Here is a 20,753-nt window from a genome sequence, read left to right as displayed (position 1 = left end):
GAGTACGGCGTACCGGTCAGCCGGGCGTCAGACCGGGGACTCCGGCGCGCGCCGCCCAGGACGCGGAGGTGCGCACCGGAGACTCGCGGGTGGCGATGGTGTCGACCGTGCGGACGTCCGTGAGCCAGCGCTCGCGGTCGACGGTCACGCGCAGGTAGCCCCGGCGGGCGCCGTCGAAGTAGCGCACGTGCGGGTTCAGCGTCGGGTTGGCGGCCTTGAGGGGCCCGTCGAACGCGGCGGGGAAGTCCGAACTGACGCTCGTCGCGGTGAACTCGACGGCGACGGGCGCGCTCGCGAGGTCGTCGCGGTCGACGCGCAGGTCGCTGCACCACGTGGAGTGGATGTCCCCGGCGAGCACCACGGGGTTCGCGGCGCGGGTGTCGCGCAGCAGCCGCAACAGGCGTGTCCGGGCCGGGTCGTAGCCGTCCCACTGGTCGAGGTTGGCGATCGGCGGGAACGGGTGCGCGGGGTCGAGGAAGTTCGGGAACCGAATCTGACTGACCATCACCTGCTGGGCCAGGACGTTCCACCGCGCCCGCGACGAGCGCAGCCCGTCGGCGAGCCACCGCTCCTGCGCGGTGCCGAGAAGGGTGCCCGAGGTGTTGCCCAGGCCGTCCTCGACGGGCCCGAAGTCGCCGGGACGGCCGCCGGGTTGGTCGGTGCGGTACTGCCGCGTGTCGAGCACGTTCAGACGCACGAGGTCGCCGAACTCGAAGCGCCGGTGGATGCGGTAGTCCGCCGATCCGGGAACGATCGCCCGGCGCAGCGGCATGTGCTCCCAGTACGCCTGGTACGCCGCCGCCCGCTGCCGGGCGAAGCGCGCCGGGTCCTGGAACCGGTCCCCGGTGTCGTCGATTTCGTCGACGAGACCCGCGTAGTTGTTCTCGGTCTCGTGGTCGTCCCAGGTGACGATCCAGGGGAACGCGGCGTGTGCGCCCTGCAGCGCGGGGTCGGTCTTGTACTGGGCGTGGCGGGCCCGGTAGTCGGCGAGGGTCACGAGCTGGTCCAGACCCGCGGTCTCGGGGGCGGTGTGCAGGCGGTCGGGGTACGCGCTGCTCGGGTCGTACTCGTAGATGTAGTCGCCCAGGTGCACCACGACGTCCAGGTCCTCGGCGGCCAGGCCGAGGTAGGCGGGCCAGTAACCGTTCTGCCAGTCCTGGCAGTTCACGACCCCGACGCGCAGCCGGTTCGGCCGCGAGCGCGTCTCGGGGGCGGTGCGGGTGCGCCCGGTCGGGCTCACGTGGCGGCCGGCGCGGAAGCGGTACCAGTAGACGTGGTCCGGCCGCAGCCCCCGCGCGTCCACGTGGACGGAGTGCGCGAGTTCGGGGCGCGCGGTGGCGGTGCCGCGCCGCACGACCCGGGTGAAGTGCTCGTCGGCCGCGATCTCCCACGTGACGGGTACGGCCCCGCGGCCCATCGCCGAGGCGTCGAAGGGATCGGCGACCAGGCGCGTCCACAGCACCACCGCGTCGGGGAGCGGATCGCCGCTGGCGACGCCGAGGAGGAACGGGTCGCGGCGCACCGGCTCGGCACGCGCGGTGCGCAGCCCGGTGAGCCCCAGCCCGAGGCCGAGCGCGGCCCCGCCGACGACGGCGGCGCGGCGGCCGATCGGCCGGGCGGGGGAGGACGATGCGGACGGTTCGATCGCAGATGGCACGGACGCCTCCGGCGGTTGCGGAACGTGCACGACTACGCACGCTGGTCCCGAGCATCGAAGCACGGCGCGATGCCCCGTTCGTGAATGCCAGGCGGCGCGCGAGTGACCGGCACGGTTCCGAACACGTCCCGCCGTCGGCCCGTCGGCCCGTCGGCCCGTCGGCCCGTCGGCCCGTCGGCCCGTCAGCCAGCCCGTCAGCCCGTCAGCGTCGGCCCGTCGCCGTCGCCGTCGCCGTCGCCGTCGCCGTCGCCGTGGTCGTGGTCGTGGCGGCGCGGGGATCCCGATCCCGCGTCGGTGCGTCCGGCCGGGGGTTCTCCGCGGCGGACCGCGCCGGGGGCGGCCCACGGCGGGCGGCGGGCGGCGCGGGTGGCGGAGGCGAGTTGCCACGGCACGCTGGTGACCACGACGCCAGGGGTCAGGCGCAGGCGGTTCTTGAGCCACAGCGCCGACTGGTTGTGCAGCAAGTGTTCCCACCAGTGGCCGACGACGTATTCGGGGATGACGACGGTGACCACGTCGTGGGTCCCGGCGCGGCGGAGGGTGCGGATGTAGTCGACGAGGGGCCGGGTGATCTCCCGGCGCGGCGAGTCGATCACCTTGAGCGGCACGTCGATCTCCGCGTCCTCCCACCGGCGTTGCAGGTCGGCGGTCTCGTCGGGCTCGACGCGCACGGTGACCGCCTCCAGCGAGGTCGGCGACAGCGCGCGGGCGTACGACAGCGCGCGCAGCGTCGGCTTGTGCAGCCGGGAGACCGGGACGACCACCTGGAGGCGTGAGGGCCGCACGAGTTCGCTGCGGGGGTCGGGGGCGTCGAGTTCGCGGGCGGTGCTGGTGTAGCGGCGCCGGATGCCGCGCATCGTCGCCCAGAGCCCGACCGCGGCGGCCACGGCCAGCCACGCCCCGGCCAGGAACTTGGTCGCGAGCACGACGACGAGGACCAGCGCGGTGACGACGGCCCCGACGCCGTTGATCAGCCGCGCGGTCCGCTGCCCGCGGCGTCGCGCGGGGTCGGTCTCGGTGGCCAGCGTGCGGTTCCAGTGCCGGACCATGCCGGTCTGGGAGAGGGTGAAGGACGTGAAGACCCCCAGGATGTACAGGTGGATCAGGTTGGTCACCGACGCGTGGTAGACCCACAGCAGCCCCGCCGCGGCGACGGACAGCGCGATGATGCCGTTGGAGTACGCGAGCCGGTCGCCGCGGTTGTGGAGTTGGCGTGGCAGATAGCTGCGCAGCGCGAGGATCGACGTCAGCTGCGGGAAGCCGTTGAAGGCGGTGTTCGCGGCCAGGACCAGGATCAGCGCGGTGGCCGCCTGGATGTAGAAGAACCCCGGGCTGTGGTCCCCGCCGAAGACCGCCGCCGCGACCTGGGCGATGACCGTGCGCTGCGGCTCGTTCGCGCAATTGCCGGTGGTTCCGGTCAGCCGGCACGGGTCGTCGGCGATGTGCACGTCGGAGATCAGCGCGAGCGCGGTGACGCCGGAGAACATCGCGATCGCGATGCCGCCCATGGCCGTGAGCGTGGTGGCGGCGTTGCGGGACTTCGGCTTGCGGAACGCGGGGACGCCGTTGGAGATCGCCTCCACCCCGGTCAGCGCCGTACAGCCGCTGGAGAACGCGCGCAGGACGAGCATGATGAGCGCGAAGCCGGCCAGGTCGGTGTCGGCCGGATCGGGCGTGATCCCGTACGCGGCGCTCTCGGCGACGGGGGCGTCCCCGACCGCCCAGCGCAGCAGCCCGGTCACGCACATGATGCCCACGCCCGCGACGAACAGGTAGGTCGGTGCCGCGAACACCCGTCCTGATTCGCGGATTCCGCGCAGGTTCACCGCGGCCAGCAGCGCGACGAAGCCCACGGCCATCACGGTGCGGTAGCTGTGCGCGGCGGGAAACGCGGAGATGATGTTGTCGACGCCCGACGCGACGGACACGGCCACCGTCATGATGTAGTCGACCATCAGCGCCGCGGCCACGACGAGCCCCGTGTTGGGGCCGAGGTTGGACGAGACGACCTCGTAGGACCCGCCGCCTCCCGGGTACGCGTACACCACCTGCCGGTACGACAGCACCACGACCGCGAGCAGCACCACGACGACCGCCGCGATCCACTTCGTGTAGTGCAGGTAGGCGAGGCCCCCGAGGGTCAGGACGAGCAGGATCTCCTGCGTCGCGTACGCCACCGACGACAACGGGTCCGACGCGAAGACGGGCAGCGCCAGCCGCTTCGGCAACAGCGTTTCCTCGGCCGCCGCGCTGCGCAGCGCCGGGCCCAGCAGAATCCGCTTCACGGCGTCGACGGTTCGTGCCACGGGCGTGAGCTTATGTGGAGAAATGCCATAAACCGCGCTCATCGCCGTGGGAGGGCGGCGGGGAAGCCACGTCGGGCGAGGGGCAGCCGCGTTAACACGGCCGTGGATTCGTAACACCGTGAAACACGGTGAAAACGTTCGATCAAACTGCCGGAAACGGAGCGCTCGTACGTTTCCGGCCATGGATGCAGCACTGTATACAACGCGGTCGACAGCGCCGGCCGGTGACTCCGCCCCGAAGCGGGGCGGACGCAATCGACGCGAGGAGACCTACGGCGCACTGCGGCACATGCTGCTGATGGGGGAGTTCGGGGTCCGGACGCGGCTGGTCGAGGCTCAACTCGCCGAACGGCTCGGGGTGTCCCGTACCCCGGTCCGCGAGGCGCTGGTGCGGCTGCTGGCCGACGGGCTCGTGGAGCGCCGCGCGGACGGCTACTACGCGGCCCGGCCCAACCTCGCCGAACTGCGCGACCTCTACGAACTGCGCGTCACCGTGGAGGTGCGGGGGATCGCCCGCGCGCTGGAGTCCGACACGGTGGCGCACGACGCGCGGGTGCTCGAACCGCTCCGCGACCACTGGCGGGCGCTGCGCGCGGCCATGCCCGAACCCGACCCCGGGTTCGTCCTCGAGGACGAAGGCTTCCACCACACCCTGCTGCGCTCCTCGGGCAACCCCCGGCTGGTCGAGACGCTGGAGGCGGTGACCACCCGCATCCGACCGGTCCGGATGTACGACTACCTCACCGCGGACCGCATCGAGCGCACCATCACCGAGCACCTGGACATCGTCGAGCACGTCCTCGCCCGCCGGCTCTCCGACGCCCTGACCGCACTGCGCGAGCACGTCGGCGCATCGCTCGACGTCGTCGAGGAGCGCGCCGCCCGAGCCATCGCGCGGATGGCCCTGCACCACGGCTGACACACCGGGCCCCGCGGATCCGGACGCGATCCGGGCCCGAGGAACCGGCTGACAACCCCAACACCCCCTGCCGCCCGGGCCGTTGCCGGGTCGCGCGCTACGCCGCGCCCGGCCCCGCACCCGCCGGGCCGCCCCCGCACGGCCCGCCCCAGGCACCGAAAGGACCCCGACCGTTGCCCACCGTCGACGCCACCCCCTACGCCTGGCCCTACGACGGCGACCTCGCCGTCTCCCGCACCGCACTCCTGTGCATCGACTGGCAGACCGACTTCTGCGGCCCCGGCGGCTACGTCGCCGCCATGGGCTACGACATCGCGCTGACCCGCGCCGGCCTCGAACCCACCGCCCGCGTCCTGGCCGCCGCCCGCCGGGCCGGGATGACGGTGATCCACACCCGCGAAGGCCACCGCCCGGACCTGTCCGACCTGCCCGCCAACAAACGCTGGCGCTCAGCGCGCATCGGCGCCGAGATCGGCGGCGCCGGACCGTGCGGCCGGATCCTCGTCCGCGGCGAGCCCGGCTGGCAGATCGTTCCCGAAGTAGCCCCAGTGGAAGGGGAGTTGGTGATCGACAAGCCGGGCAAGGGGGCGTTCTACGCCACCGACCTCGACCTGCTCCTGCGGACGCGCGGCATCACCCACCTCCTCCTCACCGGCATCACGACCGACGTGTGCGTGCACACCACCATGCGCGAGGCCAACGACCGCGGGTACGAGTGCCTGATCCTCGCGGACTGCACCGGCGCGACCGAACACGCCAACCACGAGGCGGCCCTGCGCATGGTCACCATGCAGGGCGGGGTCTTCGGGGCCGTCGCGACCAGCGGCGACCTGCTCGCGGCGCTGAAGGAGGCGGCGTGACCGGCCCCTCCGCGGCCCGGGTACGCCGGGCCCTCGCGCTGCTCGCGGAGGGCGCCCGTCCCGAGGCCTGGATCGCGCTGCGCCCCGCCGCCGAACTCCTCGCCGACGCCGAGGCGATCGACGCCCGCACCGCGGCCGGGGACCGGCTGCCGCTCGCCGGACGGGTGTTCGCGGTCAAGGACAACATCGACGCCGCGGGCCTGCCGACCACCGCCGGCTGCCCGTCGTTCGCCTACCGGCCCGCCGCCTCCGCGCCCGCGGTGGCCCGGCTGACCGCCGCCGGAGCCGTCCTGGTCGGCAAGACCAACCTCGACCAATTCGCCACCGGCCTCGTCGGCACCCGCAGCCCCTACGGAGCGGTACGCGCGGTCCACGACCCCGCGCGCGTCAGCGGCGGGTCCAGCTCCGGGTCGGCGGTCGCCGTCGCGCTGGGCATCGTGGACTTCGCGCTCGGCACCGACACCGCCGGCTCCGGCCGCGTCCCGGCCGCCTTCGCGGGCCTCGTCGGCCTCAAACCCACCCTCGGACTGATCCCCACCGAAGGCGTCGTACCCGCCGCCCGCCCCTTCGACTGCGTCACCGTCTTCGCCCCCGACCTGGACACCGCCGAGACGGTGGCCGCACTCATGGCCGCCGGGCCACCAACCGCCACCACCCGCGACTGGCCCGCGGACGCCCCGGCCGCCGCGCCCGCGGCACCGCGCGTCGCGGTCCCCGAACCCGCGGCGCTCACCGCCATGAGCGGACCGTGGCAGGCCGCGTTCGCCGCCGCCGCCTCCCGCCTGGCGGCATCCGGGGCGACGCTCGTGCCCGTGGACGCCACCGCGTTCCTACGCGCCGGCGAACTGCTGTACGGAGGCGCCTTCGCCGCCGAACGCTACGCCGCCGTAGGCGAGTTCGTCGTCGCGGGCGGCGACGACGTCGACCCGACCGTGCGCACCATCGTGGCCGACGCCGCCGCGCTCCCCGCCCACCGCTACGCCGCGGACCTCGCCCGCCTGGCCGAACTGCGGGCCCGGGCCCTGGAGTCGATCGCCGGCTGCGACGCCCTGCTGCTGCCCACCGCCCCCGAACACCCCACCCTCGCCGCCGTGGCCGCCGAGCCCATCGGCGTCAACAGCCGCCTCGGCGCGTACACCAACTTCGTCAATCTCCTGGACCTGTGCGCGGTGGCGGTCCCCGCGGGACACGTCGACGGCGGGCCCTTCGGCGTCACCGTGATCGCCCGCGCTTTCGCCGACCGCGTGGCGGCCGACATCGCCGCGATGCTCGGCGCCGAGCCGGCACCACCCCGCGCCCACGACACCGGTCCGGGACGCGAACAAACCCCCGAGACCCGGGAATCCGCGACCGCGCACGACGAACCTCACACCGGCTGGGGCCCGCCCGGACTGCCGCTGGCGGTCTTCGGCGCCCACCTCACCGGCCAGCCCCTCAACCCCCAACTCACCGCGCTCGGCGCCCGATTCCTGCGCCCGGTGCGTACCGCGCCGCACTACCGCATGGTCGCGCTGCCCGGCACCCCGCCCCGGCCGGGCCTGCTGCGCCTGCCTCCCGACGGCCACGGGCACTCCATCACCGGCGAGTTGTGGGCGCTGCCCGCCGCCGGACTCGGACGCCTCCTCGCGAGCCTGCCCGAACCCATGGCCCTCGGACGGGTGTCGCTCGACGACGGCAACACGGTGACGGGCTTCCTGTGCGAACCCCACGCCGCCCGCGACGCCCCCGACATCTCCGCCCACCAGGACTGGCGCGCCTACCTCCGCCGCGGCTCCGGAGAGCCGGCCGAGGCGCCGCGGCGCGAAGAGAGGATCCCGCGATGACGACCACCGACACCACCGAGGCCGCGCCCGGCGCGGACCCGGCCGGCACCGCGAAGCACCCGGTCGACCAGCGCCCGCCGCTCGCCCGGCTCGGCGCCCTCGGCGCGCAGCACGTCGCGGTCATGTACACCGGCTGCGTCGCCGTACCCCTGGTCTTCGGCGCCGCCGCCGGCCTCGACACCGCGACCATCGGACTCCTCGTCGCCGCCGACCTGTTCATCGCCGGCCTCATCACGGTCGTGCAGAGCCTGGGCATCGGCCGCCTGTTCGGCGTCCGCCTGCCGGTCGTCGCCGGCGCGTCGTTCACCGCCGTCACCCCGATGATCACCATCGAGGGCGAGTACGGGCTGCCCGCCGTCTACGGAGCGATGATCGCGGCGGGTGTCTTCGGCATGCTCGTCGCCTGGCCGTTCGCCCGGCTGGTCCGGTTCTTCCCGCCCGTCGTGCGCGGCACCGCGGTGACCGTCATCGGCCTGTCGCTCGTCGGCAAGGCGGTCGACCTGATCGCCGGCAGCGACCCGTCCGACCCCGACTACGCCTCCATGGACCGGCTCGGGCTGGCCGCGGGCGTCGTCGCGCTGATCGTCGTCCTCACCCGGTTCGCCCGCGGGTTCCTCGCGCAGACCGTGATCCTGATCGGCCTCCTGGCGGGGACCGGGGCCTCGGCCGTGATGGGCATGACCGACTTCGGGTCGGTCTCCGGGGCCGACTGGTTCGGCGCACCGGACCCGTTCCACTTCGGCGCCCCCGAGTTCCCGCCGGCCGCCGTCGTGTCGATGTGCGTCGTCATGCTGGTGATCTTCGCCGAGTCCACCGCGTACCTCATGTCGGTCGGCGAGATGACCGGCCGCCCCGTCGGCCGCGCCGAACTCGCCCGCGGCCTGGCGGCGGACGGCCTGGCCGGCTCCGCGGCGGGCGTGACCACGTCCTTCCCCGACACCGTCTTCGCCCAGAACGTCAGCCTCGTCCGCATGACCGGCGTCCGCAGCCGCTTCACCACCGCGGCGGCCGGCCTCCTGCTCATCGCGCTGGGCCTGATGCCCAAACTCGGCGAGATCATCGCGTCGCTGCCCGGCCCGGTGATCGGCTCGGTCAGCCTGGTGATGTTCGCCATGGTCGCCCTGACCGGCATCCGCACGCTCAGCCAGGTCGACTACGACGGCAACGAGAACGGCACCATCGTCGCCCTGGCGCTCAGCGTCGGCATGATCCCCGTCGTCGCGCCGACGCTGTACGACGACTTCCCGTCGTGGTTCCGCATCATCGCCGGCGGCTCGATATCCAGCGCCGTCATCGTCGCCTTCGTCCTCAACCTCTTCTTCCACCACCTCACCGTCCGCCGTACGAAGGAACACGCATGACCACCGCGCCCACGAACCCCGCCACCGTCGACCTGGTCCGCGCGGCCACGTCCGACCCCGGCGACCTGGCCCCCGTCGAGGCGCTGCGCGCCGCCGGACACCGCCTCGCCGACGTCCTCGCGGTGGTCGGCAAGACCGAAGGCAACGGCTGCGTCAACGACTTCAGCCGCACACTCGCCGCCGCGCGCTGGGAGCCGGTGCTCCCGGCGGAGACCGTCACGATCTTCTCGGGCGGCACCGAAGGCGTCCTCAGCCCGCACGTCAACCTGATCGTCGCCGACCCGCGCGACCACCCCGGCCACGACCGCGGCCTCGTCGCGGCGGTCGGCCGCACACGCCCGCTGGAACCCGCCGAACTGGGCCGCGAAGCCCAGCTCACCGCCGTACGCGACCTGGTCGCCGCGTTGACCGGGAGCCTGGACCTGGCACCCGACGACGTCGCCCTGGTACTCGTCAAATGCCCGCTGCTCACCTCCGACCGCATCGCCGCCGCCCGCGCGGCGGGCGGCGAACCGGTCACGGACGACACGTACGAGTCGATGGCCCGCTCGCGGGCCGCCGCCGCCCTCGGGATCGCCCTCGCCCTCGGCGAATGCACCGAGGACCAGGCCGCCGCGGCCCTCGCGGACCGCGACACCACACGGGTGTGGTCCTCCCGCGCCTCGGCCAGCGCCGGCGCCGAACTCACCGACTGCCACGTGCTGGTGCTCGGCACCAGCGCCGCGGCGAGCAGCCCGCTCCGGGCCGTCCACGGCGTCATGCGCGACGCCATCGACATCGACTCCCTGCGCGTCCTGTTCGACCGGGTGGAGGCCGAACGCGGGGAAGTGGTCCAGGTGTTCGCCAAGGCCGAGGCCGACCCCTCCGGACTGGTCCGCGGCGCTCGGCACACCATGCTCACCGACTCCGACCTGCACTCCACACGGCACAGCAGGGCCGCTGTCGGCGGCCTGCTCTCCGCACTCGCGGGAACCACCGCGGTCTACGTCTCCGGCGGCGCCGAACACCAGGGGCCCGCCGGCGGCGGCAGCGTCACCGTCGTCTACCGGGTCCCGGACGCATGACCCGCCCGCGGCTCGTCCTGATCCACGGGGCCGCCACCACCGCGCGGATCTGGGACCGCGTCCTGCCGCATCTCGACGACTTCGCCGTGGTCCGCCCCGACCGGCCGTGCTCGGGCGACCTCGGCACCGAGGTCGCCGCGCTCGCCGACATCTGCGCCGACGCCGTCGTCGCCGGTGTCAGCGGCGGGGCGACCCTCGGCCTCGAACTCGCCGCCCGCGGCGTCCCCTTCCGGGCCGCCGTGCTCCACGAGCCGGCCGCCGGGTCCCTCGCGCCCGGCCTGCTCGCCCCCGTCGCCGACGCGCTGCGCGCCGACGGGGTGCCCGGCTTCGGCCGCGCCCTGTACGGCCCGTCGTGGACGCCGGCCGACGCACCCCAGGAACCGGGGGTGGTGCACAGGGAGTTCGCGATGTTCCGCGCCTTCGAGCCGACGCCGCCCGGCCCGTCCGGCCCGCCGGTGCTGCTCACCGTCGGCGCGCGGTCCCCGGGTCCGCGCCACGCCGCCGTCGCCGCCCTGGGCCGCCACTGCGGCCTGCCGTGGGCCACCGTCCCCGACGTCTCCCACGCGGTCCACCTCGACGCCCCCCGCCAATTCGCGGCCGTGATCCGCTCGCACGCCGCGGGCGCCGCCCGGGGGTAGCCGCGGGAGCCGGTCGCGGACGGCGACGCGAGCCCGGGGACGCCGCGGCCGGGGTCGGGCCCGAGGCGGGAAGTCCGGCCGCACCCCCGACCCCGGCCGCCCGCGTACGGCCTTCTCGGTCCGTTGCGTGACGCGACGACCGACCCGGCGCCCGCCCCCATCCCGCCCGGTCTCGTCCGGCGACCGCCACGACCCCGCACCGGTGCCATCGGTGCGGGGTCGTGGCGGTCCCGGCGGACGTGACCGCCGCACACACCGCACCCGGCACCGGGCGGGTGCGCGGTGCCCGGGGCCGCGCGGGGACACAAAGTGTTCATATCGACGCAGTGCCTCGGGCACAACTGGGGTTGTTCCTCGCGGGGCGAGGCTTCTACTCTCCTCGGGGTACGCAGTCGCGCCGCGACGCCATGTCGGGGCGGCGGTGCGTGCCACACCGGCAAGGAGCACCATGCAACCGCTGTGCAGCCGCAGGCACATTGACTTCGGGCGCGTCAACAGCGCGGGCTGTCGCGCCGCCTGACGCTTCGCCGCGGCAGTCTCGCGCCTGAATCCGGGCCCGAGCACACCGGTCGCGGCCCCGCCCGCCACGGCTCGCCGCCCGTTCGCCGCCCGTTCGCCGCTCGCGCGCCGTCGTCCGCCCCCTCCGCTCCTCCGCGTCGTCCTTGTTCGGCCCCCACCGCGGTACGCCGCGGGCGCACCCGTGCGCCCGTGCCGCGAGCCGGTCGTTTCGTGCTGTCGTCACACCCCCGGGAGAACTCTCGTGTCCGCATCGCACCGCTTCGCGGCGGTTGTCTCCGCGTCCGCGCTCGCCTTGACCGTGTCGGCGTGCTCGGGTGCCGGTGACACCACCGCCCCCGGGGCCGACGCCGGGCCGCCGCGCACCGGCGGCACGCTGACCTTCGCGCTCGCCATCGACCCGACGTGCGTCGACCCGCAGCAGTACGGGCTCAACGCCAGTCTCAACGTCGGACGCCAGGTGGTCGACTCGCTGACCGACCAGGACCCGGCCACCGGCGAGATCCGGCCCTGGCTCGCCGAGTCGTGGGAAGTCAACCCCCAGGCCACGGAGTTCACGTTCCACCTGAGACCGGGTGTGACGTTCAGCGACGGCAGCCCCGTGGACGCCGCCGCGGTCAAGGCCAACTTCGACGGTGTCGTGGCGCTGGGCGCCAAGGCCCAGGTCGCGTCGACCTACCTGATCGGGTACGAGGGCTCCACCGTCGTCGACCCCACGACCGTGCGCGTGGCGTTCCGGGCGCCCAGCGCCCAGTTCCTCCAGGCGACGTCCACGGTCTCGCTCGGACTGCTGTCGACCGCGACGCTGGCCAAGTCACCCGACGAGCGGTGCCAAGGGGCGCTCGTGGGCTCGGGGCCGTTCGTGCTGGAGTCGTACAAGCAGAACCAGAGCGTCGAGATCACCAAACGCGCCGGCTACAACTGGGGTTCCTCGCTGTGGGGGAAACAGGGCGAGGCCTACCTCGACAAGGTCGTCTACCAGGTCATACCCGAGTCCGGGGTACGCGCCGGGGCCCTGGAGTCCGGACAGGTCGACGCGATCAGCGACATCCAGCCGCAGGACGAGGGGCGCTTCGAGAACGGCGCGTACACCGTGCTGACCCGCCCCAACCCCGGCCTGGTGTTCAGCATCCAGCCCAACCTCGCCCGGCCCGGCCTGGACGACGAGTCGGTGCGCCAGGCCATCCAAAAGGTCGTCGACCGGCCCGAGTTGACGCAGACCGTGCTGAGCCCGAAGTACAAGGCGGCCACCAGCGTCCTCGCGGCGGTCACCCCCGGCGCCGTCGACCTGACCTCCGCGCTGGCGTACGACCCGGCCGCCGCCGAGCGCGTTCTCGACGCCGCGGGCTGGCGCCCCGGATCGGACGGCATACGCGCCAAGGACGGCCACAAACTCAGCTTCGACGTCGTCTTCGCCCCGGCGTTCAACGCCAGCCAGTCGGTGCTGGAACTCGTCCAGCAGCAGGCCAAGAAGTCGGGCATCGAACTGCGCCTGCGCAAGGTCACGGCGAGTGAGGCGGTCACCGTGGTCAATGGCGGCGACTACGACTTCCTGTTCGGCAACCTGACCCGCTCCGACCCGGACGTCCTGCGCGTGTCGTTCTCCACCAAGGGCGCCAACCGCAGCCACCTGCCCGTCGGCACGCCGCTCGACAACGCACTCGACCAGCAGGCCCAACTCGGCGACCAGACCGCCCGGTTCGCCCAGGTCGCGGAGGCCCAGCGGCAGCTCGTCGACCACGGCTACGTGATCCCGCTGTTCGAACTCGCGCAGGTCCACGGCCTGTCCGCGAAGGTGCACGGCGTGATCCTGGACGCCTCGTCGCGCGTGAACTTCCACGACACCTGGGTGAAGGGCTGACGGCCCGATGGCCCGCTACCTCCTGCGGCGCCTGCTCCAGGCGGTGTTCGTCCTGTGGGCGGCGTTCACCCTGTCGTACCTGGTGCTCTTCGCCCTGCCGAGCGACCCCGTCAGCGTCAAGCTCGGCGGGATCGACTCCACCGCGACCCCCGAGCAAATCGCGGCCGTACGCGACAAATACGGCGTCGGCGACCCCATGCTGGTGCAGTACGGGAAGGCGTTGCGCAACGCCCTCCGAGGCGACTTCGGGCACTCCATCCAAACCGGCGCCGATGTGCGGGGGACCATCGGCGACGCCCTGCCGGAAACGCTCAAACTCACCGCCCTCGCCCTGCTGTTCACGCTCGTCCTGGGCATCGGCATCGCGGTGGCCGCAACCTACGCGCGCCGCAACGCACTGCGCCAACTCCTGCTGTCCATCCCGGCGTTGGGTATCTCGATGCCGGGGTTCTGGGTGGGCCTGCTGCTCATCCACGTGGTGTCGTTCCAATGGCAGGCGCTCCCCGCGCTCGGCAACCAGGGCTTCGACAGCCTCATCCTGCCGGCGATCACCATGGCCCTGCCCGCGTCCGCGTTCGTCGCGCAGATCCTCGCGAAGAGCATGACCACGGTACTCGCGTCGCCGTACATCGACACCGCGCGGGCCAAGGGGGTCGGCCGCGCCCGGATCCACTTCCACCACGCGCTGCGCAACGCGAGCCTGCCCGCACTGACGATCTTCGGCATGCTCGCGGCGAACCTGCTCACCGAGGCGGTCGTCGTCGAGACGGTGTTCTCCCGCGCCGGACTCGGGCGTGTCACCGCCTTCGCCGTCGAGAGCCAGGACATCCCCGTCGTCCAGGCCGTCGTGGTGTTGTCCGCGCTGGTGTTCGTGCTGGTCAGCCTCGTGACCGACCTGCTGTATCCGCTGCTCGACCCGCGTGTCGCCGTGGCCCCGGCCCGGCGGGCCGGCTGAAGGAGGACGAACCATGTCGGAACTCCTCGGCCGACCGCGGTCGCACGGGGACGCCCCGCCCCCCGGCGGGAGCCCGCCCGAGGCCGCGCCGCCCGGCACCGAACCGGCGGCGAAGCCATCGGCACCGGACCAGGCCGCGCGGGGCACGGCCGCGGCGAAGCCCCCCGCCCCGGGACCGCGCTTCCCGCGCCTCGCCACCGCACGCGCCCTGCTGCGCTTCGTCCGCACCCGCCCCGGCCTGCTGCTGTCGATCCTGGTCGCGGCGTTCCTGCTCGTCGCGGCCGTCGCCCCCGGGGTCATCGCCCCCGGCGACCCGCTGACCGGCACCCCGGCGGACAAACTGCAAGGCCCCGGCGCCGACCACCTGTTCGGCACGGACCAACTGGGACGCGACCTGTTCACGCGCGTCATCCACGGCACGTCGCTGTCCCTGCGGGCCTCCGCCCTCGCGGTCGTCGTCGCCCTGGTGCCCGGCGCACTGCTCGGCCTGGCCGCGGGCTTCGCGGGAGGCTTCGTCGACGACGCGGTCATGCGCCTCGTCGACGTCCTCCAGGCGATCCCCCGGCTGCTGCTCTCCCTCGCCATCATCGTCTCGCTCGGCTTCGGCACCACCAAAGTCGCGTTCGCGGTCGGGCTGGCCAGCGCCGCGGGCTTCGCCCGCGTCATGCGCGCCGAAGTCCTGCGCGTGCGGTCCGAGGGGTACGTCGAGGCCGCGCACGCGTCCGGCGTCCGGCCGTCGGGCGTGCTGCTGCGGCACGTCCTGCCGAACGCGTGGGGGCCCGTCCTGGTCATGGCCGCACTGGAGTTCGGCATCGCCATCGTCGCCGTGTCGTCGCTGAGCTTCCTCGGCTACGGAGCCGGGCCGCCGACCCCCGAGTGGGGCTCCCTCGTCTCCGAGGGACGCAACTTCGTCGCCACCGCGTGGTGGCTCACCACGTTCCCGGGCCTGGTCATCGCGGTGACCGTCCTGTCCGCCAACCGGATATCCCGCGCTCTCGACACCGAACTGGGAGACGACCGATGACCCTGCTCGACCTGCGCGGCCTCGAAGTCGCCTACCAGGCCCGGCACTCCGCCGCCCACCGTGTCGTGCACGGCATCGACCTCACCGTCGCCGCCGGCGAAGTCGTCGCCGTCGTGGGGGAGTCCGGCTCCGGCAAGAGCACCACCGCGCACGCCGTCCTCGGCCTGCTGCCCCGGGGCGGGACGGTGACGGCCGGTCAGGTCCTCTTCGACGGACGCGACCTGCTCACCCTCACCGACAAGGAACTGCGTGCCGTACGCGGCGCCGAGATCGGTTTCGTCCCCCAGGACCCGGGCGTCTCGCTCAACCCCGTGCGCCGCGTCGGCGACCAGGTCGCCGAGGCCCTGCGCGTCCACGGCCTCGCCGACCCCGCCACCGCCCGCGCCCGTGCGGTCGAACTCCTCGGCGAGGCCGGGCTGCCCGCCCCCGGCGTCCGCGCCCGGCAGTACCCGCACGAACTCTCCGGCGGCATGCGGCAACGCGTCCTCATCGCCATCGCGCTCGCCTGCCGCCCCCGGCTGATCATCGCGGACGAGCCCACCAGCGCACTCGACGTCACCGTGCAAAAGGGCATCCTCGACCACCTCGACACGCTCACCCGCGAGCACGGGATCGCCGTGCTGCTCATCACCCACGACCTCGGCGTCGCCGCGGACCGGGCGCAGCGCGTCGTCGTGATGTCGCAGGGCCGCGTCGTCGAGTCCGGCCCCGGCGCCACCGTCCTCACCCGCCCCGAACACCCGTACACACGCGCCCTCATCGCCGCCGCGCCCGGACTCGACGCGCCCGCGGCCGACGCCCCGCGGTCCGGCACCTCCGGCCCCGGCGCCCCGGGACCGCCACCCGACGCGGGGGCGGCGCCCGTCGCCGATCGTCTGCTCACGGTCAGCGGACTCGGCAAGGCCTTCCCCCTCCCGGACGGCACCTCGGTGCGCGCCGTCGAGGACGTCGGGTTCCACATCGACCGCGGCGAGACGTACGCCCTCGTCGGGGAGTCCGGTTCCGGCAAATCGACCACCGCCCGGCTCGTCCTCGGCCTCGAACGCGCCGACACGGGCCGCGTGGACGTCGCCGGGACCACCGTCACCGGCCTGGACCGCACGCGCGCCGGGCGCGCCGAACTGCGCCGCCTGCGCCGCCGGATGCAGATCGTCCACCAGAACCCGTACGCGTCCCTCGACCCCCGCATGACCGTCGCCGACATCGTCGCCGAACCCCTGCGGGCGTTCCGGATCGGGGACCGCGCGTCCCGCCGCGCCCGCGCCGCACACCTCGTCGACCACGTCGCGCTCCCCGCCGACGTCCTCGGCCGGCGCCCCGCCGAACTCTCCGGCGGCATGCGCCAACGCGTCGCGATCGCCAGGGCACTGGCGCCCGCACCCGACCTGCTCGTCTGCGACGAACCGACATCGGCGCTCGACGTGTCCGTCCAGGCGCAAATCCTCGATCTCCTCGCCCGGCTGCAGCGCGAACTCCGTCTCGCGGTGCTGTTCATCTCGCACGACCTGGCCGTCGTCCGCCGCGTCGCGCACCGCGTGGGCGTGATGCGCGACGGGCGGCTCGTCGAATCGGGCCCCGCCGACGCCGTGTTGCGCGAACCCGAGCACGCGTACACGCGGGAACTCCTCCGCGCCGTCCCCGGCCGACGCCGCGCCGACGCCGAGGCCGCCGCCTGACCGCTCGACCCGATCGGCCGTCACCCACCGGAGGACACCGTGAAGTTCCTCATCGCCAACCTCATCGCCAACGTCCCGGACCCGCACACCGGCGAGACCACGCCGACGCACCAAAAGCTCCGCGAGGTCGTCGACACCGCCGTCCTCGCCGAGGAACTCGGCTTCGCCGGCTACGGCATCGGCGAACGCCACGGCGGGGTCTCGCTGGCGTCGTCCCCGGCGGTGCTCCTCGCCGCGGTCGCCGAACGGACCTCGCGCATCAAGCTGTTCACCACCCTCACCGTGATCAGCATCTCCGATCCCGTGCGCGTCGCCGAGGACTACGCCACCGTCGACCAACTCTCGCGCGGGCGCCTGCAATTGATGGTCGGGAAGGGGAACGACCCGCGCCACTTCCCGCTGTTCGGGCTCGACGAGGAACGCCAATGGGAGTACCAAGAGGAGAAGTTCCAGCTCCTGCGGCGCCTCTGGTACGAGGAGAACGTCACCTGGAGCGGCAGGTTCCGGTCCCCGCTGACGGACGTGACGACGCTGCCCCGGCCGTACGCCCGCCCCCGCATATGGCACGGCAGCGCGACCAGCACGCAGTCGACCGAACTCGCCGCCAAATGGGGCGACCCGCTCTTCACCGCGAACGGCTTCCACCCCGTCGAGAAGTACGCCGCCCTGGTGAACCACTACCGCCGCCGCTGGGAGGAGTACGGCCGCGACCCCCGCGACGCGGTGGTCGGCTCGGGGGCGGGCGGCTGCTACGTCGCGCGCACGTCACAAGAGGCCGTCGCCCGCTACCGGCCCTACTGGGAGGCCATTTCCCCCGCGGCGGCGCGGCACAACAACTCGCCGTTCGCGACCCTGGAGGACACCATCGAGCGCGGCACCGCGCTGGTGGGCAGCCCCGCACAGATCGTCGACAAGATCGGCCGCTACCACGAGGCGTACGGCCACCAGCTGCAAGGCATCGGCGTGGAGGGCCTGTCCGACGCCGAACGCCGCCACGTCCTGGAGCTGTTCGCGTCCGACGTCATCCCGCAGGTCGACCGTCGGCACCCGTCGGCGCTGTGGTCGTCCGCCGACACACACGCCGACGCCGACGCCGAGGCACCCGTCTGACCCGGCGCGCGCCGAGCCCCCGGCGCACGCCCGGCCCCCCGGCCCGCGCGGCCTCCCCACCCGAGCAGGAAGCGATCACCCCATGACCGAGAACCCGGCACCCCCCACCCACCTCCACCTCGCCGTCGCCCTCACCGACGCCGGATGGCACCCCGCCGCGTGGCGCGAGCCCGACGCCCGCCCCGACGAGCTGTTCACCGCCGGCTACTGGGCCGACCTGGTCCGCGAAGCCGAGCACGGCCTCCTCGACTTCGTCACGATCGAGGACTCCCTCGGCACCCAATCCGACCACCACCGGCTGCCCGACGACCGCACCGACCGGGTGCGCGGACGCCTCGACGCCGTCCTCATAGCCGCCCGCGTCTCCCCCCTGACCACACGGGTCGGGCTCGTCCCCACCGCCGTGGTCTCCCACACCGAGCCCTTCCACCTGTCCAAGGCCATCGCCACACTCGACTACGTCTCCTCCGGCCGCGCGGGCGTCCGCGTCCAACTGTCGTCGCGCCCCCACGAGATCGCGCTGTTCGGCCGGCGCACCCCCGCCGACGTCGACCTCGCCGACTTCGACTCCCCGGCGGTCCAGGCGTACGTCGCGGAAGGCTTCGCCGAAACCGCGGACTACGTCGAGGTCCTGCGCCGCCTCTGGGACAGCTGGGAGGACGACGCCGAGATCCGCGACGCCGCCACCGGCCGCTTCATCGACCGCGACAAACTGCACTACATCAACTTCCGGGGCCGCTGGTTCGACGTCAAGGGCCCGTCCATCACCCCGCGCCCGCCGCAGGGGCAGCCACCGGTCACCGCCCTCGTCCACGCCCCGGTCGGACACGGCCTGCTCGCCCGGAACGCCGACATCGGCTACATCACCCCGCACACCACGGACGAAGCCCGCGCGACCGTCGACGCCGTCCGCGCCCTGGCCGCCGCCGAAGGGTACGGCGGCCGACCGCCGCACATCTTCGGCGACCTGGTGGTCTTCCTCGACGACACCGCCGACCGGGCGCGCGCCCGCAGGGACCGCCTCGACACCGTCGCCGGAACCGCCTACACCAGCGACACCCAGATCTTCACCGGCACCCCCGCGCAGCTCGCGGACCTCCTCCAGGACCGGCACCGCGCCGGACTGTCCGGCTTCCGGCTGCGCCCCGCCACCCTGCCGCACGACCTGACCGCGATCACCCGGGGGCTCGTCCCGGAGCTCCAGCGCCGCGGCGTGTTCCGCACCGCGTACACCGCCCGCACGCTGCGCGGACACCTCGGCCTGCCGCGTCCGGCCAACCGCTACGCGGCAGCCTGAGCCGCGCCCACCGAAAGGCAGCCACGACCATGAGCAAGCCCCTCAAGCAGATCCACCTCGGCGCGCACTTCCCCGGCGTCAACAACACCACCGTGTGGAGCGACCCGCGGGCCGGCAGCCACATCGACTTCGCGTCGTTCGTCCACTTCGCGCGGACCGCCGAACGCGCCAAGTTCGACCTGGTGTTCCTCGCCGAGGGACTGCGGCTGCGCGAACAACACGGCCGCATCCACGACTTGGACGTCGTGGGCCGCCCCGACACGTTCACCGTCCTCGCGGCGCTCGCCGCCGTCACCGAACGCGTCGGCCTCGCCGGGACGATCAACTCGACGTTCAACGAACCGTACGAGGTGGCACGCCAGTTCGCGAGCCTCGACCACCTCTCGGAGGGCCGAGCCGCGTGGAACGTCGTCACGTCCTGGGACGCGTTCACCGGCGAGAACTTCCGGCGCGGCGGCTACCTCCCGCGCGAGCAACGCTACGAGCGCGCCCGCGCGTTCCTGGAGACGGCCCACGAACTGTTCGACTCGTGGCACGGCGACGAAATCGCCGCCGACAAACAGACCGGGACCTTCCTGCGCACCCCCGACGCGGGACGGTTCGCGCACCACGACGCGCACTTCGCCATCAGTGGCCGGTTCAACGTGCCGCGGGGCCCGCAGGGCCGCCCGGTGATCCTCCAGGCCGGAGACTCCGACGAGGGCCGCGAGTTCGCCGCGTCGTCCGCGGACGCGATCTTCAGCAGGCACCCCGGCCTCGCCGAGGGCCAGGCCTTCTACCGCGACGTCAAAGGCCGCCTGGCCCGCCACGGCCGCCGCCGCGACGACCTCAAGATCCTCCCCGCCGCGACGTTCGTCCTCGGCGACACCGACGCCGACGCGGAGGAACGGGCCCGGGTCGTCTCCCGGCAGCAGTTCGGCGACCGCACCACGATCGCCTTCCTCGAACGCGTCTGGAACCGCGACCTGTCCGACCACGACCCCGACGGGCCCCTGCCGACCGTCGACCCCACCCCCGACGGCACGCCCCTGTCCCAGGGCCGAGCCGACCGCCTCGCGGCCGAACAGGCGCTGCGGACCGCCACGCAGTGGCGCGAACTCGCCGACGCTCAGGGCCTGTCGAGCCGCGAACTCCTCATCGCCGTGCACGGCCGCCACTCCTTCGTCGGCAGCCCGTCCACCGTCGCCCGCGCGATCAACGACCTCGTCCAGAACGACGCCGCGGACGGCGTGATCCTGGCCCCCCACATCACGCCGACCGGCATCGACGAATTCGCCGACACCGTCGTGCCGCTCCTCCAGGAACGAGGAGTCTTCCGCACCGAATACACCGGCACCACCCTCCGCGACCACCTCGACCTGCCCCCCGCCCCCCGACGCACCCCACCCGCCCAGCACGCCCAACCGGTGCCTTCGCCACTCTGACCCACGCACGCCGCGCCCCGGCCCACCGGATTCCCGGACGCCTCAGGCGTGTCGGACCCGCGCGACCGCGACGGCGACAGGCGGGACGGCGGAACACCGCCGTCGCGGCGGGGTGGGATGGCGCGGGGAGGACGGCCGGGCCCGGTCGTTCGGCGAGCCGGCCCTGGTACGGGGCTCGGTGTGTGTCGCCGCTGCCCGCCCGGAGCGGGCGGAGCCGCCTTGTGCCGCGGCACTGTGATGCCGGCGGAACACCGCCGCCGCG

At 73.7% G+C, this 20,753-nt stretch carries 15 protein-coding genes; 13 read left to right on the top strand and 2 right to left on the bottom strand.

Annotated features, from left to right (window positions below; genetic code table 11):
• Positions 1-16: 16 nt before the first annotated feature.
• The gene (locus LO772_RS02775) at positions 17-1,657 is read right to left on the bottom strand and encodes an alkaline phosphatase D family protein (protein ID WP_231776710.1); all 1,641 of its coding nucleotides are present in this window, start codon (positions 1,655-1,657) and stop codon (positions 17-19) included.
• Positions 1,658-1,851: 194 nt separating this feature from the next.
• Complete coding sequence (locus LO772_RS02770) at positions 1,852-3,963, bottom strand: APC family permease (protein WP_443089359.1); 2,112 nt, start codon at positions 3,961-3,963, stop codon at positions 1,852-1,854.
• A 181-nt stretch (positions 3,964-4,144) separates the two neighbouring features.
• Between LO772_RS02770 and LO772_RS02765 the strand changes: the two genes are divergently transcribed.
• From LO772_RS02765 to LO772_RS02705, 13 genes are all read left to right on the top strand, one after another.
• On the top strand, positions 4,145-4,882 hold the full coding sequence (locus tag LO772_RS02765; protein ID WP_231776708.1) for a GntR family transcriptional regulator: 738 nt from the start codon (positions 4,145-4,147) through the stop codon (positions 4,880-4,882).
• 173 nt (positions 4,883-5,055) lie between these two features.
• Entirely contained in the window at positions 5,056-5,742 is a 687-nt protein-coding gene (biuH, locus tag LO772_RS02760; protein ID WP_231776707.1) for a biuret amidohydrolase, read from the top strand.
• Positions 5,739-7,565, top strand: coding sequence for an allophanate hydrolase (gene atzF, locus LO772_RS02755; protein ID WP_231776706.1), 1,827 nt, complete (start codon positions 5,739-5,741; stop codon positions 7,563-7,565). Before biuH ends, atzF begins: the two co-directional genes overlap by 4 nt.
• Positions 7,562-8,926: a uracil-xanthine permease family protein gene (locus LO772_RS02750; RefSeq protein ID WP_231776705.1), complete on the top strand. Its 1,365-nt coding sequence runs from the start codon at positions 7,562-7,564 to the stop codon at positions 8,924-8,926. Before atzF ends, LO772_RS02750 begins: the two co-directional genes overlap by 4 nt.
• A complete protein-coding gene (locus tag LO772_RS02745) occupies positions 8,923-9,990 on the top strand; it encodes a ring-opening amidohydrolase (RefSeq protein ID WP_231776704.1) in 1,068 nt (355 codons plus the stop codon). Before LO772_RS02750 ends, LO772_RS02745 begins: the two co-directional genes overlap by 4 nt.
• Entirely contained in the window at positions 9,987-10,628 is a 642-nt protein-coding gene (locus LO772_RS02740; protein ID WP_231776703.1) for an alpha/beta fold hydrolase, read from the top strand. The genes LO772_RS02745 and LO772_RS02740 overlap by 4 nt, the downstream gene beginning before the upstream one ends.
• Before the next feature lie 760 nt (positions 10,629-11,388).
• A complete protein-coding gene (locus LO772_RS02735; RefSeq protein ID WP_231776702.1) occupies positions 11,389-13,005 on the top strand; it encodes an ABC transporter substrate-binding protein in 1,617 nt (538 codons plus the stop codon).
• 7 nt (positions 13,006-13,012) lie between these two features.
• Positions 13,013-13,960 carry an ABC transporter permease gene (locus LO772_RS02730; protein WP_231776701.1) on the top strand — a complete coding sequence of 316 codons (948 nt, stop codon included), beginning with the start codon at positions 13,013-13,015 and terminating at the stop codon, positions 13,958-13,960.
• A 13-nt stretch (positions 13,961-13,973) separates the two neighbouring features.
• Positions 13,974-14,984, top strand: coding sequence for an ABC transporter permease (locus tag LO772_RS02725; protein ID WP_231776700.1), 1,011 nt, complete (start codon positions 13,974-13,976; stop codon positions 14,982-14,984).
• The gene (locus tag LO772_RS02720) at positions 14,981-16,660 is read left to right on the top strand and encodes a dipeptide ABC transporter ATP-binding protein (RefSeq protein WP_231776699.1); all 1,680 of its coding nucleotides are present in this window, start codon (positions 14,981-14,983) and stop codon (positions 16,658-16,660) included. Before LO772_RS02725 ends, LO772_RS02720 begins: the two co-directional genes overlap by 4 nt.
• Before the next feature lie 39 nt (positions 16,661-16,699).
• The gene (locus LO772_RS02715; RefSeq protein ID WP_231776698.1) at positions 16,700-17,770 is read left to right on the top strand and encodes an LLM class flavin-dependent oxidoreductase; all 1,071 of its coding nucleotides are present in this window, start codon (positions 16,700-16,702) and stop codon (positions 17,768-17,770) included.
• Between the two features lie 82 nt (positions 17,771-17,852).
• Positions 17,853-19,067, top strand: coding sequence for an LLM class flavin-dependent oxidoreductase (locus tag LO772_RS02710; protein WP_231776697.1), 1,215 nt, complete (start codon positions 17,853-17,855; stop codon positions 19,065-19,067).
• A 29-nt stretch (positions 19,068-19,096) separates the two neighbouring features.
• Complete coding sequence (locus tag LO772_RS02705; RefSeq protein WP_231776696.1) at positions 19,097-20,491, top strand: NtaA/DmoA family FMN-dependent monooxygenase; 1,395 nt, start codon at positions 19,097-19,099, stop codon at positions 20,489-20,491.
• Positions 20,492-20,753 lie beyond the last annotated feature (262 nt).

The organism is Yinghuangia sp. ASG 101, from assembly GCF_021165735.1.
Classification (GTDB): domain Bacteria; phylum Actinomycetota; class Actinomycetes; order Streptomycetales; family Streptomycetaceae; genus Yinghuangia.
This window is presented reverse-complemented; position numbering and strand designations above follow the sequence as displayed.

What these genes read in the sequence shown, in the direction of transcription:
- LO772_RS02765 (WP_231776708.1), top strand. Translation starts at nt 4,145, where the DNA reads ATGGATGCAGCACTGTATACAACGCGGTCGACAGCGCCGGCCGGTGAC.
- LO772_RS02750 (WP_231776705.1), top strand. Translation starts at nt 7,562, where the DNA reads ATGACGACCACCGACACCACCGAGGCCGCGCCCGGCGCGGACCCGGCC.
- LO772_RS02745 (WP_231776704.1), top strand. Translation starts at nt 8,923, where the DNA reads ATGACCACCGCGCCCACGAACCCCGCCACCGTCGACCTGGTCCGCGCG.
- LO772_RS02740 (WP_231776703.1), top strand. Translation starts at nt 9,987, where the DNA reads ATGACCCGCCCGCGGCTCGTCCTGATCCACGGGGCCGCCACCACCGCG.
- LO772_RS02730 (WP_231776701.1), top strand. Translation starts at nt 13,013, where the DNA reads ATGGCCCGCTACCTCCTGCGGCGCCTGCTCCAGGCGGTGTTCGTCCTG.
- LO772_RS02725 (WP_231776700.1), top strand. Translation starts at nt 13,974, where the DNA reads ATGTCGGAACTCCTCGGCCGACCGCGGTCGCACGGGGACGCCCCGCCC.
- LO772_RS02720 (WP_231776699.1), top strand. Translation starts at nt 14,981, where the DNA reads ATGACCCTGCTCGACCTGCGCGGCCTCGAAGTCGCCTACCAGGCCCGG.
- LO772_RS02710 (WP_231776697.1), top strand. Translation starts at nt 17,853, where the DNA reads ATGACCGAGAACCCGGCACCCCCCACCCACCTCCACCTCGCCGTCGCC.
- LO772_RS02705 (WP_231776696.1), top strand. Translation starts at nt 19,097, where the DNA reads ATGAGCAAGCCCCTCAAGCAGATCCACCTCGGCGCGCACTTCCCCGGC.